This window comes from Xanthomonas vasicola, assembly GCF_000772705.2.
In the GTDB taxonomy this organism is placed as follows: domain Bacteria; phylum Pseudomonadota; class Gammaproteobacteria; order Xanthomonadales; family Xanthomonadaceae; genus Xanthomonas; species Xanthomonas vasicola.
Map to the genome: position 1 here is coordinate 116477 of NZ_JSBW02000096.1, position 13919 is coordinate 130395.

Annotated in this window: 12 protein-coding genes and 1 pseudogene; 9 read left to right on the forward strand and 4 right to left on the reverse strand. The window is 62.3% G+C overall.

From position 1 onward, the window contains the following. Window positions 1–2 precede the first annotated feature (2 nt). The 7 genes from secY to NX05_RS20855 all read left to right on the forward strand — a co-directional run bounded on the left by secY (window position 3) and on the right by NX05_RS20855 (window position 5688). On the forward strand, window positions 3–1367 hold the full coding sequence (gene secY, locus NX05_RS20825) for a preprotein translocase subunit SecY (protein WP_003486674.1): 1365 nt from the start codon (window positions 3–5) through the stop codon (window positions 1365–1367). 332 nt (window positions 1368–1699) lie between these two features. Further along, on the forward strand, window positions 1700–2056 hold the full coding sequence (gene rpsM, locus NX05_RS20830; protein WP_003486672.1) for a 30S ribosomal protein S13: 357 nt from the start codon (window positions 1700–1702) through the stop codon (window positions 2054–2056). Between the two features lie 10 nt (window positions 2057–2066). Next, the gene (gene rpsK, locus NX05_RS20835; protein ID WP_003486671.1) at window positions 2067–2459 is read left to right on the forward strand and encodes a 30S ribosomal protein S11; all 393 of its coding nucleotides are present in this window, start codon (window positions 2067–2069) and stop codon (window positions 2457–2459) included. A 15-nt stretch (window positions 2460–2474) separates the two neighbouring features. Continuing rightward, window positions 2475–3101: a 30S ribosomal protein S4 gene (gene rpsD / locus NX05_RS20840; protein WP_010371121.1), complete on the forward strand. Its 627-nt coding sequence runs from the start codon at window positions 2475–2477 to the stop codon at window positions 3099–3101. Window positions 3102–3154: 53 nt separating this feature from the next. Next, window positions 3155–4153 (forward strand): DNA-directed RNA polymerase subunit alpha, encoded by a 999-nt coding sequence (locus NX05_RS20845; protein WP_002811635.1) that lies wholly within the window; start codon window positions 3155–3157, stop codon window positions 4151–4153. A 180-nt stretch (window positions 4154–4333) separates the two neighbouring features. Next, window positions 4334–4717 carry a 50S ribosomal protein L17 gene (rplQ, locus tag NX05_RS20850; RefSeq protein WP_003486665.1) on the forward strand — a complete coding sequence of 128 codons (384 nt, stop codon included), beginning with the start codon at window positions 4334–4336 and terminating at the stop codon, window positions 4715–4717. A 452-nt stretch (window positions 4718–5169) separates the two neighbouring features. Continuing rightward, window positions 5170–5688 carry a disulfide bond formation protein B gene (locus tag NX05_RS20855; RefSeq protein ID WP_039435961.1) on the forward strand — a complete coding sequence of 173 codons (519 nt, stop codon included), beginning with the start codon at window positions 5170–5172 and terminating at the stop codon, window positions 5686–5688. Between the two features lie 536 nt (window positions 5689–6224). Here NX05_RS20855 and NX05_RS20860 read toward each other — a convergent pair. Then, window positions 6225–8348, reverse strand: coding sequence for a TonB-dependent receptor (locus NX05_RS20860; RefSeq protein ID WP_039435962.1), 2124 nt, complete (start codon window positions 8346–8348; stop codon window positions 6225–6227). A 247-nt stretch (window positions 8349–8595) separates the two neighbouring features. Between NX05_RS20860 and NX05_RS20865 the strand changes: the two genes are divergently transcribed. Both NX05_RS20865 and NX05_RS20870 read left to right on the forward strand, forming a co-directional pair. Continuing rightward, window positions 8596–9993: a class II 3-deoxy-7-phosphoheptulonate synthase gene (locus NX05_RS20865; protein WP_010379354.1), complete on the forward strand. Its 1398-nt coding sequence runs from the start codon at window positions 8596–8598 to the stop codon at window positions 9991–9993. Window positions 9994–10078: 85 nt separating this feature from the next. Next, on the forward strand, window positions 10079–11206 hold the full coding sequence (locus NX05_RS20870; protein WP_010371145.1) for a mechanosensitive ion channel family protein: 1128 nt from the start codon (window positions 10079–10081) through the stop codon (window positions 11204–11206). Window positions 11207–11386: 180 nt separating this feature from the next. On the opposite strand, the pseudogene NX05_RS23375 reads toward NX05_RS20870, so the two are convergent. The 3 genes and pseudogenes from NX05_RS23375 to NX05_RS20880 form a co-directional block, all read right to left on the reverse strand. Beyond that, window positions 11387–11659 (reverse strand): annotated as a pseudogene (locus tag NX05_RS23375) (transposase); the annotation flags it as partial. A 72-nt stretch (window positions 11660–11731) separates the two neighbouring features. Continuing rightward, the gene (locus tag NX05_RS20875) at window positions 11732–13381 is read right to left on the reverse strand and encodes an amidase (protein WP_172645752.1); all 1650 of its coding nucleotides are present in this window, start codon (window positions 13379–13381) and stop codon (window positions 11732–11734) included. A 103-nt stretch (window positions 13382–13484) separates the two neighbouring features. Beyond that, window positions 13485–13904 (reverse strand): DUF2127 domain-containing protein, encoded by a 420-nt coding sequence (locus NX05_RS20880; RefSeq protein WP_026112159.1) that lies wholly within the window; start codon window positions 13902–13904, stop codon window positions 13485–13487. Window positions 13905–13919 lie beyond the last annotated feature (15 nt).

Sequence of the window (13919 nt, forward strand, 5' to 3'; positions counted from 1 at the left end):
AGATGGCGCAGGCTGGCATTGGTAACCTCGGTGGCGGGCTCGGCAAGTTCACAGAACTTCGCCAGCGGTTGCTGTTCGTCCTCGGGGCATTGATCGTTTATCGCATCGGCTGCTATGTGCCGGTGCCTGGCGTGAATCCCGATGCCATGCTTTCGTTGATGCAGGCGCAGGGCGGCGGCATCGTGGACATGTTCAACATGTTCTCGGGCGGCGCCCTGCACCGTTTCAGTATTTTTGCGTTGAATGTAATGCCGTACATCTCGGCATCGATCGTGATCCAGTTGGCCACGCACATCTTTCCCGCCCTCAAGGCGATGCAGAAGGAAGGCGAATCCGGTCGACGCAAGATCACCCAATATTCGCGTATCGGTGCGGTGTTGCTGGCAGTGGTGCAGGGCGGCAGTATCGCGCTGGCACTACAGAATCAGACCGCGCCTGGTGGCGCTCCGGTGGTATATGCGCCGGGTATGGGTTTCGTGCTCACTGCGGTCATCGCGTTGACTGCCGGCACCATCTTCCTGATGTGGGTTGGCGAGCAGGTCACTGAGCGCGGCATCGGCAACGGCGTCTCGCTGATTATCTTCGCTGGTATCGTGGCAGGCCTGCCGTCGGCGGCCATCCAGACTGTCGAAGCGTTCCGTGAAGGCAATCTGAGCTTCATTTCGCTGCTGTTGATCGTTATCACGATCCTGGCGTTCACGCTATTCGTCGTGTTCGTCGAACGAGGGCAGCGTCGGATTACGGTGAACTACGCGCGCCGCCAGGGCGGTCGCAATGCGTACATGAATCAGACCTCGTTCCTGCCGTTGAAGCTAAACATGGCTGGCGTGATTCCGCCGATCTTCGCCTCCAGCATCCTGGCATTCCCGGCGACGCTGTCGATGTGGTCGGGTCAGGCGGCATCGGGTGGTATCGGTTCGTGGCTGCAGAAGATCGCGAACGCGCTTGGGCCCGGTGAGCCGGTGCACATGTTGGTGTTTGCGGCGCTGATCATTGGTTTCGCGTTTTTCTACACCGCCCTGGTGTTCAACTCGCAGGAAACCGCCGACAACCTCAAGAAGTCGGGCGCGCTGATTCCGGGTATTCGTCCAGGCAAGGCCACCGCAGATTACGTCGATGGCGTGCTGACCCGTCTGACCGCTGCCGGTTCGCTGTACCTAGTGATCGTCTGCCTGTTGCCGGAAATCATGCGGACGCAGCTCGGCACCTCGTTCCATTTCGGCGGCACCTCGCTGTTGATCGCGGTGGTGGTGGTGATGGACTTCATTGCGCAGATCCAGGCGCACCTGATGTCGCATCAGTATGAGAGCTTGCTGAAGAAGGCCAACCTCAAGGGCGGCTCGCGCGGCGGTCTTGCGCGCGGTTAAGTGGTACACTAGATCTTCATTGCGTGAAGACGGCCTAGTTCCCGGGCCACGGTCTTCCGATCAGAAGGGCGGCTCGCGCGACGTCTCGCGCGCGGGTGTGACGGGGTGGTCCTGTGCGGGAGTAGCACAGGCGATTCGGAGCAATTTTCTGGATCAACACCGTCCGGCGCCGGAGCGAGGGCACACTCCCCACGCCGGGTTCATGGAACCTCTGGTTCCACGGGCTTCAAAGCAATCCGAGGCCTTGCTATAATTCCGAGTTAACTTTTGATCCATCCTGCCGGATGGCGCCTGGGCGCTGTCGGGCCATCACTCAGTTGGAGAATCGCGTCATGGCGCGTATTGCAGGCGTCAACCTGCCAGCCCAGAAGCACGTCTGGGTCGGGTTGCAAAGCATCTACGGCATCGGCCGTACCCGTTCGAAGAAGCTCTGCGAATCCGCAGGCGTTACCTCGACCACGAAGATTCGTGATCTGTCCGAACCCGAGATCGAGCGCCTGCGCGCCGAAGTCGGCAAGTATGTCGTCGAAGGCGACCTGCGCCGCGAGATCGGTATCGCGATCAAGCGACTGATGGACCTGGGCTGCTATCGCGGTCTGCGTCATCGCCGTGGTCTCCCGCTGCGTGGTCAGCGCACCCGTACCAACGCCCGCACCCGTAAGGGTCCGCGCAAGGCGATCAGGAAGTAAGGGATAGATCATGGCAAAGCCAGCAGAAAAGAAAACGAAGAAGAAGATCAAGCGCGTCATCACTGATGGCGTCGCTCACGTCCACGCTTCGTTCAACAACACCATCGTCACAATCACCGATCGCCAGGGCAATGCGCTGTCGTGGGCGACGTCCGGCGGCGCCGGTTTCCGTGGTTCGCGTAAGTCGACCCCGTTCGCTGCTCAGGTTGCCGCCGAAAAGGCTGGCCGCGCTGCGCTCGATTACGGCGTGAAGTCGTTGGAAGTGCGTATCAAGGGTCCGGGTCCGGGCCGTGAGTCGGCCGTGCGTTCGTTGAACAACGTGGGCTACAAGATCACCAACATCATCGACGTGACGCCAATCCCGCATAACGGGTGCCGTCCGCCGAAGAAGCGTCGCGTCTAAAGGGAGCGATAAGAAATGGCTCGTTATATCGGTCCTACCTGTAAGCTCGCGCGCCGCGAAGGCGCCGACCTTTCTCTCAAGAGCCCGGCGCGTGCGCTGGACTCCAAGTGCAAGCTTGAGCAGAAGCCCGGCCAGCACGGAGCGGCTCGCAAGGGCAAGCTCTCCGACTACGCTACCCAGCTGCGTGAAAAGCAGAAGGTCAAGCGTATCTACGGTCTGCTGGAACGCCAATTCCGCAACTACTACAAGAAGGCCTCGACCAAGAAGGGCAACACCGGCGAGATCCTGCTGCAGTTGTTGGAGACCCGTCTGGACAACGTCTGCTACCGCATGGGCTTTGCTGTCACCCGTCCGGCCGCGCGCCAGCTGGTGTCGCACCGTGGCGTGCTGGTCAATGGCAAGTCGGTGAATCTGGCTTCGTACCAGATCAAGGCTGGCGATGCGATCACGTTGTCGGAAAAGGCACAGAAGCAGCTTCGCGTGCAGGAAGCGCTGACCGTGGCTGAGCAGCACGACATGACGCCGTCGTGGGTTGAAGTCGATTCGAAGAAGTTCAGCGGCGTGTTCAAGGCCGTTCCGGATCGCGCTGACCTGCCTTCGGATATCAACGAAGCGCTGATCGTCGAGTTGTATTCGAAGTAATTCACATTGGAGAACCTCCGGTACTGCCGGAGGTTCGCAGGAGACCCCGCAACATGACGGTTACCGCCAACCAGGTTCTGCGCCCCCGTGGTCCGCAGATCGAACGTCTTACCGACAACCGTGCCAAGGTCGTGATCGAACCCTTGGAGCGCGGTTACGGGCACACGCTGGGCAATGCCCTGCGTCGTGTGTTGTTGTCGTCGATCCCCGGTTTTGCGATCACCGAGGTCGAGATCGACGGCGTGCTGCACGAGTACACCACGGTCGAAGGTTTGCAGGAAGACGTGCTTGACGTCCTGCTGAACCTAAAAGACGTGGCAATTCGTATGCACAGTGGCGACAGCGCCACGCTGTCGTTGTCCAAGCAGGGTCCGGGTACGGTCACTGCGGCAGACATCAGGACCGATCACAACGTTGAGATCATCAACGGCGACCACGTGATCTGCCACCTGACCAAAGACACCGCATTGAACATGCGTCTGAAGATCGAGCGTGGTTTCGGCTATCAGCCGGCTGCGGCGCGTCGTCGTCCGGACGAAGAAACCCGCACCATCGGTCGTTTGATGCTGGATGCGTCGTTCTCGCCCGTGCGTCGCGTTGCCTATGCCGTGGAAGCTGCGCGTGTTGAACAGCGCACCGACCTCGACAAGCTGGTGATCGATATCGAAACCAACGGCACGATCGATGCCGAGGAAGCCGTGCGCACCGCCGCCGACATCCTTAGCGATCAGCTGTCGGTATTCGGCGATTTCACCCACCGCGATCGCGGTGCGGCCAAGCCGGCTGCCAGCGGCGTGGATCCGGTGCTGCTACGCCCGATCGACGACCTCGAGCTGACCGTGCGTTCGGCCAATTGCCTCAAGGCCGAGAGCATCTATTACATCGGCGATCTGATTCAGAAGACCGAAGTCGAGCTGCTCAAGACCCCGAATCTGGGCAAGAAGTCGCTAACCGAAATCAAGGAAGTGCTGGCACAGCGCGGCCTTGCACTGGGCATGAAGCTGGAGAACTGGCCGCCGGCCGGTGTCGCCCAGCACGGCATGCTTGGTTAATGCATCAAGGCATGGGCGTCTTCGGGCGCCCATGCTGTCTTTTCTGCATCGACGGGCCAGAGCCTGCGATGACATCCGGTCAAAGGACGGCCGGCTCGGACCAACCGCAGTCCATTCAACAGCGCCAGGATGGCGACAACGTCACTCAGTAGTCTCAATATTCCTTAGGAAATCACACTCATGCGTCACCAGAAATCCGGCCGTAAATTCAACCGTACCAGCGCGCACCGCGAAGCCATGTTCCGCAATATGGCCGCCTCGCTGTTCAAGCACGAGCTGATCAAGACCACCTTGCCGAAGGCCAAGGAACTGCGTCGCGTCGCCGAGCCGCTGATCACCATCGGCAAGGTCGATGGCGTTGCCAATCGTCGTCTGGCGTTTGCTCGCCTGCGCGACAAGGAAGCAGTGGGCAAGCTGTTTGTCGAACTGGGCCCGCGTTACGCGACCCGTCCCGGCGGCTACCTGCGCATTCTGAAGGCCGGCTTCCGTGCCGGTGACAATGCGCCGATGGCGTATGTCGAACTGGTCGACCGTCCGGTCGTTGCCGAAGAAGTGGCCGAGTAAGCGGATCGCTTCTGTAAAGATTCTTGAAAAAGCCCGGCGCATGCCGGGCTTTTTTATTGGCTGGTCGAAAATGTACGTTTGCCGAAGGCTGCTGGCTGCACATACCTGCTGCACACATGCCCATGTACATCGATCGGTGCGCCCACGCAGCAGGCAAGACGACATTGCTAGAGCTCATGTTTCGGTGCGACTTCCTATCACTTGCTCGGCCTGTTGCAGCTTCCTTCCGCTGAGTCGAGGACGGCTCGCGGATTTTGGATTGTCGCTTGCGGGAGGCATGCCGTGGACCCTGAACGTCTGGACATCGCATGCGTGTCACCGCGTGTCGCCACGGCTGCGATGCAGATAAGCACCAGGCGCTTGGCGCGGTGCGGCTGCTTGCTCAGACATGCGTGGTCACGGCCGTAGCGATGGCTGATAATCGGCAACTTGACCCTAGGCAAGCAGTGACGATGAATCCATTTCGTTGGAGTTTCCGGGCGCAGTTTTTGCTGGGCTTCCTTGCGTGCGCAGGACTGCTGGCCTACGCGATCTATGTGCAGTTGCACCTGGGTCTGGAGCCTTGCCCGCTGTGCATCTTCCAGCGGATCGCGTTTGCGGCGCTGGCGGTGTTCTTCCTGATCGGCGCACTGCATGGGCCACGAGCTGCGGGCGCGCGGAAGGTGTATGGCATGTTGAGCTTCATCGCCGCAGGCGTGGGCATGGGCATCGCGGGGCGCCACGTGTGGGTGCAGATCCGGCCAAAGGACATGATGTCCTCCTGCGGGCCACCGTTGAGCTTTCTGAGCGAGACGATGGGTCCGTTCGAAGTGTTCCGCACCGTGCTGACCGGCACCGGTGACTGCGGCAATATCGATTGGCGCTTCCTGGGCCTGAGCATGCCGATGTGGAGCATGGTGTGGTTCGTGGGGCTGGCATTGTGGGCGCTGTACGCGGGCTTCAAGGCACGGCGTAGTTTGGTATATCACTGAGCGGTGCCGTGCGTTGCCACGCCTGCAGCCCTGGAGGCAGGCGGGTGTCATCGCGATAGGCAAGCATTGGCTCTGCGTCGCGTGGGCGGCGACGCTACGTGGTTCGCCGGGTGACAGGCGGGCGAAAGGAGGGGCTCTGATCTGCTGCCGGTCATGCGCTTTGAGTCATCGGTACGCAACCGATCTACGCTACATGCACTCTGTGCTTTTGATGCGCTTGATGGGGTTGTTTGATTGCACCCAGCACTGGGCATCTGCCGCCGCTTGCACGCGGCTGCGGCGTATTGCAATGAGTGACAGACAGCCACGGTGTGGCCTAAGGCATGGGTCTTCCTGCCGGCCAGCTCTGGTGGATCGTGGCTCGGCTCGTAGCATCGCTAGACCGACAAGTCGGTGCGAACGCGCCATTCAGACGATGCGCACCAGCCATACAGCCGGTAAGCATCCAACCTGTCCCATTTTGATTCGTCTTCATCGCGGTAACGCCGGCGGATGGACCGGACTGCACCCAGTCCATCCGCTACCTTGCACCGCAATCAGAAGTCCTGCTGCAGGCTCACATAAACGCCGCGGCGCGGTGCCCATTGCGGTGCGAACACGCCGATGCCGCCGCCATCGCGCAACTGGTAGCTGCGATTGAGGACATTGACCGCAGCCAGTTGCACATGCAGCGGATGCGTATTGACGTCGAAGTCGTGGCCGACACTGGCATTCAACTGGAAGTACGACGGAAGCGAAGCGCCGTTGGGCACGGTGTCGGTATCGGTGCGCAAGCCGCTGCCGAACAGATAGTTGAGGCCGACCTTGCTGCCTTCGCTGAAGGCGTAGTTGATGCCGCCGGAAGAGGTCAGCTTCTGATCGTGGTCCAGGTGGATCCAGTTGTCGTAGGCGTAAGCCAGCGCATCCGGGTCGAAGTTATACAGACTGGTCATGACCCGCTTGCCCATGGCCTTGCTGTATGCGACGTTGAAGTAGGCGGTGACCGGCCCGTTGGTGTAGTCGGCGCTAAACTCGGCCCCGCGGATGCGGCCGTATCGGTAGTTGAAGGTGGAATAGACGTAGGCCGCACCGAACTGGCCCTCGTCCTGGAGCCGGTCGGCCTTGCGGTAATAGGTGTCCAGACCTAGCGTCAGATGGTCGGTGACCACTTGCGAGATGCCCAGGTCGTAGTAGTCGCTGCGTTCGCTCAACGGTGTGGTCTGGCCGTTGCCGGCCGACTGCTGATTGGTGGTGCCGTCGTACAGCGCGATGTCGCTGGTGGAGATCAGCTCGCTGGCTGGTGGGGTGAAGTAGCGCGCGTAACCGGCATGCACAGTAGTGCTCTCGCTGGCGCGCCAGATCACGCCCAGGCGCGGGCTGAGCTGACCTTCGGTAGTGCCGAAGGCCTTGTATTTGTCGCCGCGCAGCCCGTAATTGACGGTCCAGTCATCACCGATCTTCCATTCGTCCTGCAGGTAGAGGGCGTAGGTGCTGGCATGGAAACGGCTGCCGTCGGGGATGAACAACGGCATGTTGCTGCTCTGGCTGCCGTCGTCGTTGGCCGGGAAGACGTAAGAGTTGTTGCTGGCGATGGCGTGCTCGAAGTTGCCGTACAGGCCGTAGCGCAGCGTATGCGAGCCACCCCACGGCGTTGCGAAGTCTGCCTGTACAGTATTGGCGCGGTTGCTGCGGTCCACTTGCGAGGCGATGCCGTTGAAGATCAGATCGCCGGCGACGTCGGGCGAGAAGGCCACGCTGCTGTAGCGCTGGCCGGCGGAGATCTGATAGTTGGTGTCGCCGATGGTGCCTTGCAGGGCCAAGGTGCCGAAACGGGTGTTTTCGCGCTGGTTTTCATCCAGCTGCAACGAATCGAGATCGGTGGTTCCCAGGTAATCGAACGCTGGTGTCTGCCCGGGATTGTTGGGAATCTGGAAGCGATTGTTGGCGTAGCCAACCAATACGCTGAGACGGGTGTTCTCATTGACCAAGTAGGTCAGATCGGCGAAGCCCTTGCCCTGATGGCTTTTGTCATGGATCGGATTGAGGCTGTCGACCGGGTTTTCCAGGCCGTTCTTGTTCTGGTCGTAATCGCCGCTGACGAACCAGCTCCAACGCCCGCTGCTGCCCCAAAGCGACGCATTGGGGTTGATGGTGCCGAATGAGCCGGCGGTGATGCCGGCGCTGCCGCCATTGCCGAGTTCGGCACCGCTCTTGGTGGTGATGTCGACCACCGCGGCGGTGCGGTCGCCGAACTGCGCCGGCAATGCGCCATCGAGCAGCTTGAGGTTCTTGATGATGCGCGGCTCCAGGCTCTGGCCGAAGCCGGAGATGGATTCGGGAATCATCACGCCGTTGATGCGGTACTGCAGGTTGGCATGGTCGCCGCGCACGTGGATGCCGCCATAGGAATCCTGCACCACGCCCGGTGCCTGCAGCAGAACCTGGTTGAGCGGGGTCGCCGCGCCAAGCGGCAGGCGATCAATATCTTCAGCGGTGATGGCGAATTGGCTGCTGCCGATATCCGGTGACAGCGCGTTGCGCGCCGCCTCGAGCTTGGCGATCACATTGACCGTATCCAGATCGGTCGTGCGCTCGGAGTCGGCATCGGCGGCGAGCGCCGCACCGACGGGTGCGGCCAGCAGGGCAACGGTGATAGCGGCAGACAGAAGACGAGGAGTCATGGCAGTTTCGCGAGGCGGGTGAGGGAGGAAGTGTTGTTATTTCGTAACATTGGACTGTTTGGCGAGCGCTAGCGTAGGTCGAAAGTCATGGCGCGCAGGGGGGATGTTGCTTGGTGTTCAGGTCGCAGGCGCTTGCGCGCCAGTGCCGCTGCGGGCGCTGCGGTGGCAATCCGACGCGCCTGGCATGCAGGCGCTTTGCGTAGCCCTCCGGCTCTGCCAACATCGCAGACTGCCTAGGAGTCCTTTCATGAATCTTTCCGCCCCCACTCCCGTTTCCGATCCCGCCGTCGCAGTGTGGGCGCCGGATAGCTGGCGCGGCAAACCTGCATTGCAGCTGCCGGTGTATCCGGATGAAGCCGCGCTGCAGACCGCCATGCGCGAGTTGGGGCAGCTCCCGCCGCTGGTGACCTCGTGGGAAATCTTTGCGCTCAAGCGCCAATTGGCGGAAGCGCAGGAAGGCAAGCGCTTCCTGCTGCAGGGCGGTGATTGCGCGGAAAATTTCAGCGATTGCGAATCGGGCACCATCTCCAATCGCCTGAAGGTACTGCTGCAAATGAGCCTGGTGCTGGTGCACGGGCTGCATTTGCCGGTGGTGCGGGTGGGCCGTTTTGCCGGGCAATATGCCAAGCCGCGTTCGGCCGATACTGAGACCCGCGATGGGGTGACCTTGCCGAGCTACCGCGGCGATGTAATCAATGCGCCGGCCTTTACCGAAGCGGCGCGCGTGCCCGACCCTCGCCGCATGATCACCGCGCATTCGCGTTCGGCGATGACGATGAACTTCGTGCGCGCGTTGATCGACGGCGGCTTTGCCGACCTGCATCACCCCGAATACTGGAATCTGGATTGGGTGGGCTATTCGCCGCTGGCGGCGGACTACCAGAAGATGGTCGCTTCGATCGGCGATGCCGTGCGCTTCATGGAAACCCTGTCCGGTGCGGAGGTGTACAACCTCAATCGCATCGACTTCTACACCTCGCACGAAGCCTTGCTGCTGCCGTACGAAGAAGGCCTGACCCGGCAGGTGCCGCGGCAGTGGGGCTGGTTCAATCTCAGCACCCACTACCCGTGGATCGGCATGCGCACCGCTGCGCTGGATGGTGCGCATGTGGAATACCTGCGCGGCGTGCGTAATCCCATCGCGATCAAGGTCGGGCCGTCGGTGCAGCCAGATCAGTTACTGCGCCTGATCGATGTGCTCAATCCCGAAGACGAACCCGGGCGTTTGAGCTTCATCCATCGCATGGGCGCGGCGCAGATCGCCGAGAAGTTGCCGCCGCTGCTGGATGCCGTCAAGCGCGACGGGCGGCGGGTGCTGTGGGTCTGCGATGCGATGCACGGCAATACCGAAAGCACGGGAAATGGCTATAAAACGCGGCGTTTCGACAATATCCGCAATGAAGTGGAGATCTCCTTCGACCTGCATGCGGCGGCCGGCACGCGGCTGGGTGGCGTGCATCTGGAACTCACCGGCGAAGATGTCACCGAGTGCACCGGCGGCGCACGCGAGCTGACCGAGCGCGATCTGGAGCGGGCGTATCGCTCCAGCGTGGATCCGCGCCTTAACTACGAACAATCGCTGGAAATTGCGATGGCGATCGTGCGCAAGCAGCAACAGGTGGCCTCGCAGCCACTGGGCGCATGAGCGGGGTGTGCGCATGACGTGATGCTCATGCCGCGTGCGGCATGCTCTGGCAGCCATCCCTCTCTCCCCCCACAGGAGGAACGGTTTGACTGCCGATTGGAACGTCATCCGCGAATACGCAATTCCGCTCGGTGCCTCGCTGCTGGCGGGCATCGTGACCTGGTCATTGATGCTGTGGCTGTTTCGCCGCATGCAGGGCCGCGACTATCGCCGTGCGCGCATCATTCGCGTGATCACGCTGCCGGCGGCCTTTATTTTGCCGCTGTTGTTTTTGGGCATCGCCACCGAAGCGACCCCATTGGCCGGCAGGGCGCTGGTAGCAGTGCAGCATCTGCTGCACCTGGGCATCGTCGGCTGCGTCACTTGGTTACTGGTACGTGCGGTGGCTGCTGGCGAAGCGGCGATTCTGCGCAGCAACCCGATCGAAGTCTCCGACAACCTCACCGCACGCCGCATCCAGACTCAGACGCGTGTGCTGAGCCGGGTGCTGATGGGCACGGTGATCTTGCTCGGCATTTCGGTAGTCCTGCTGACCTTTCCGCAGGTGCGCCAGATCGGCAAGACCTTGCTGGCGTCGGCCGGCATCATCGGGCTGGTGGCCGGTATCGCGGCCAAGCCGGTGTTCGGCAATTTGATCGCCGGTTTGCAGATTGCACTGACCCAGCCGATTCGCCTGGACGATGTGGTGATCGTGGAGGGCGAGTGGGGCCGTATCGAAGAGATCGGTAGCTCGTACGTGGTGGTGCGGATCTGGGACGAGCGCCGCATGGTGGTGCCGCTGACGTGGTGGATTGAAAACCCGTTTCAGAACTGGACGCGCAGCAGTGCCGACCTGCTCGGCACCGCGTTTTTGTGGCTGGATTACCGTACGCCGATTGCAGCAGTACGCGCGGAGCTGGAGCGTATCTGCCAGAGCGAGCCGCTATGGGATGGCCGTGTGTGCGTGACCCAGATTACCGACACCAGCGACAACACCATCCAGGTGAGGCTGCTGGTAAGCGCGCGCAATTCTGGCGATGCCTTCGATCTGCGCTGTCTGGTGCGCGAACGCATGATCGATTTCCTGACCCGCGAGCATGCGTATGCATTGCCGAGAATTCGCGCCGAAATCGCTGCGCAGGAAAAAGCGCCATCGCGTGCGGCCGAGCCGATTGCACAGGAGAGCGTACGCTCGCCGGGCGCCGAAGACGGCGAGCCTGCGACCAGCATCTAGCGCAGCTCAGAAAAAGACTGTGCCGCCGCCGGGCGGGCGCGGTCGGTGCTCGGAATCGGCATGTACTCCGGTTCCTCTGCACCGTCCGCGCCACGCACCTACCAGGCGACTGCTCGCTACGAGCTGTTGGTCGTTCTTAGTGCGTCGTGTAGCGGTGGCTACCGGCATCTAAGAATCTGTTCACGATCTCCCGAGCAGCAATGTCAGGAACGCAAGGTGGATGAACTGCAAGCTGGTATTGAGCCTTCGCTCGCTGTTCTTCCATAACCTTCGGTTCTTCTCCAGCCAGGCAAAGCTGCGTTCAACAATCCAGTGCTTCGGCAAAACCTTGAAAGTATGCAACTCGCTGCGTTTGGCAATCTGTACGGTGACGCGCTTGCCAAGGATGTCCTGGACGCCCTTGGCGAAGGGATCTCCGCTATAGCCGCTATCGCCCAGCAGGCTTTTCGCCCGACCCTAGCTGCGCTTGCACGCGTCAGTGTGGCGTCGGGCGCCAGCTGCTACGCGTGGCCCTGCGTGGCCCAATCAATCGTTTTTGACCCACATCGGTGCCGGCACGACGGGCGCGACCGCTGATGTGGCTGGATCATGCGCAGCCGGCGCACTGGGCGCATAGCCAGGCGTAAAGCGCGCATGGCTGCGTTGTTCGTACGCATACGCCAGCTCGATCAGGCGCGGCTCGCTCCAGGCCGTGCCCATGAACAACAGACCCAGTGGCAAGCCCTGGATCTGTCCCATCGGCACGCTCAGGCTTGGATAGCCGGCCACTGCAGCGGCACCATAGCCGGCGCCGGGGAAAGTGTCGCCCTTGCCGAGCGTGGTGATCCACGCCGCGCCCGTCGTGGGCACGATCAAGGCATCCAGGCGATCTGCCTTCAAGGCTGCGTCGATGCCTTCCGGCCCGGCCAACCGCTTGGCGTTCGCGCGCGCGCTCAGGTACCCCGCATCGTCGAGACCGGGTGCTGCCTGCGCCTGTTCGAACAGCTCCTGCCCGAAGTGCGGCATCTCGCGCTGCGCATGGTTGCGATTGAACGCAATCAACTGCTGCAGGGTCGCAACGGGCGCGTGGTGGTTTTGCAGGTATGCATTCAAGCCGGCCTTGAATTCGACCAATAAGACCATCTGCTCAGCAGCATCCCACTTGCCATCGGTGACTAGGGCGGTTTCAACCACAGTGGCGCCTGCGGCACGCAGCGTCTGCACGGCGCGGTCGAGCGCCGCGGCGATCGCCGGGTCTTCGCGTAGCGGGTTGCGCAACAGGCCCAGGCGCGCGCCACGCAGGCTGTCGGGCTTCAGGTGGGCGAGATAATCGGCGCTGGCCGCCGGTGCCTTGGCGGTGGCCGGGTCCTGCGGGTCGGGGGCGGCGATGGCCTGCAGCACTGCAGCCGCATCGGCGACGCTGCGCGTCATCGGGCCGGCGGTGTCCTGGCTGCTGGAAATCGGGATGATGCCATCGCGACTGACCAAGCCAACGGTCGGCTTGAGCCCGACCAGGCCGTTGACCGATGCCGGGCAGGTAATGCTGCCATCGGTTTCGGTGCCGATGCCGACGGCGGCCAGGCTGGCCGCGATGGCCGCACCGGTGCCGGCGCTCGAGCCGCAGGGATTGCGATCCAGTGCATACGGGTTGCGGGTCAGCCCGCCGCGTCCGCTCCAGCCGGAACTGGACTGGGTGGAGCGGAAATTGGCCCACTCGCTGAGGTTGGCCTTGCCCAGGATCACTGCGCCGGCGGCGCGCAGGCGCTGCACCAGGAAGGCATCGCGGCTGGGGCGGAATTCGGCCAGCGCCAGCGAGCCGGCGCTGTTGACCATGGGCAGCGCGTCGATGTTGTCCTTGAGCAGTACCGGGATGCCGTGTAGCGGCCCGCGCACGCGGCCGGCGCTGCGTTCGGCGTCCAGGGCGCGTGCATCGGCTTCGGCCCGCGGATTGAGTCCGATCACCGCGTTGAGCGTGGGGCCGGCGCGATCGATGCTGGCAATGCGCTGCAGATACGCGCGCGTGAGTTGCAGGCTGCTGCTCTGACCGCTGGCCATGCGGGCTTGCAGGCCGGCCACGTCGGCCTCGGCCAGATCGATGGTTTTAGCGGTGGAATCGGTGGGGGTACCGGTCGCCGCGCGCGACGAATCATCGGCATGCGCACAGCCGCAGAGCGCAGCAAGCAGCGCGAAAGACAAAGTGGTGGACCGCATGGATGGTCTTCCCCGGGGAGAAGTCGCAGGCTAACGGCGCTGCGTCGGGGTGACAACGGATGACGTGCCCGAAAACGGGAAGGCAAGCTCAGCGACGGCGGCGTCGCACCAGATCGCGTGCCAGCACCCCGACTACAATCAGGTTGATTGCCAGCACGGCCCAGGCGGTCCAGCCAGGGTGACGCACGATGGCATAGATATCGAAGGGCAGATAGATGGCCGCCGACAGGCAGCCCAGCACCGAGGCCCAGGCCTTGGCACGCCACAGACCCCAGGCTTCCACTACGTGCAGCAGGCCGTAGGCCAGCATGGCGGCAGCGGCTAGATGCACCGCATCGGGGCTGATGGTCTTGAGCAACGACGGCAATGCGCCGTGGTCCGGGTCCAGATTGAAACGACGGATCAGTGTGCTGACCGCATTTTGCAGGGGGAGCGGGCCCAGAAGTTCCAGGCCCGTCGCCGCCAACAGCGCAAGTGTTCCCTTGACCGCCTCAAGCAAGGCGATCACATGCAGTCCCGGATG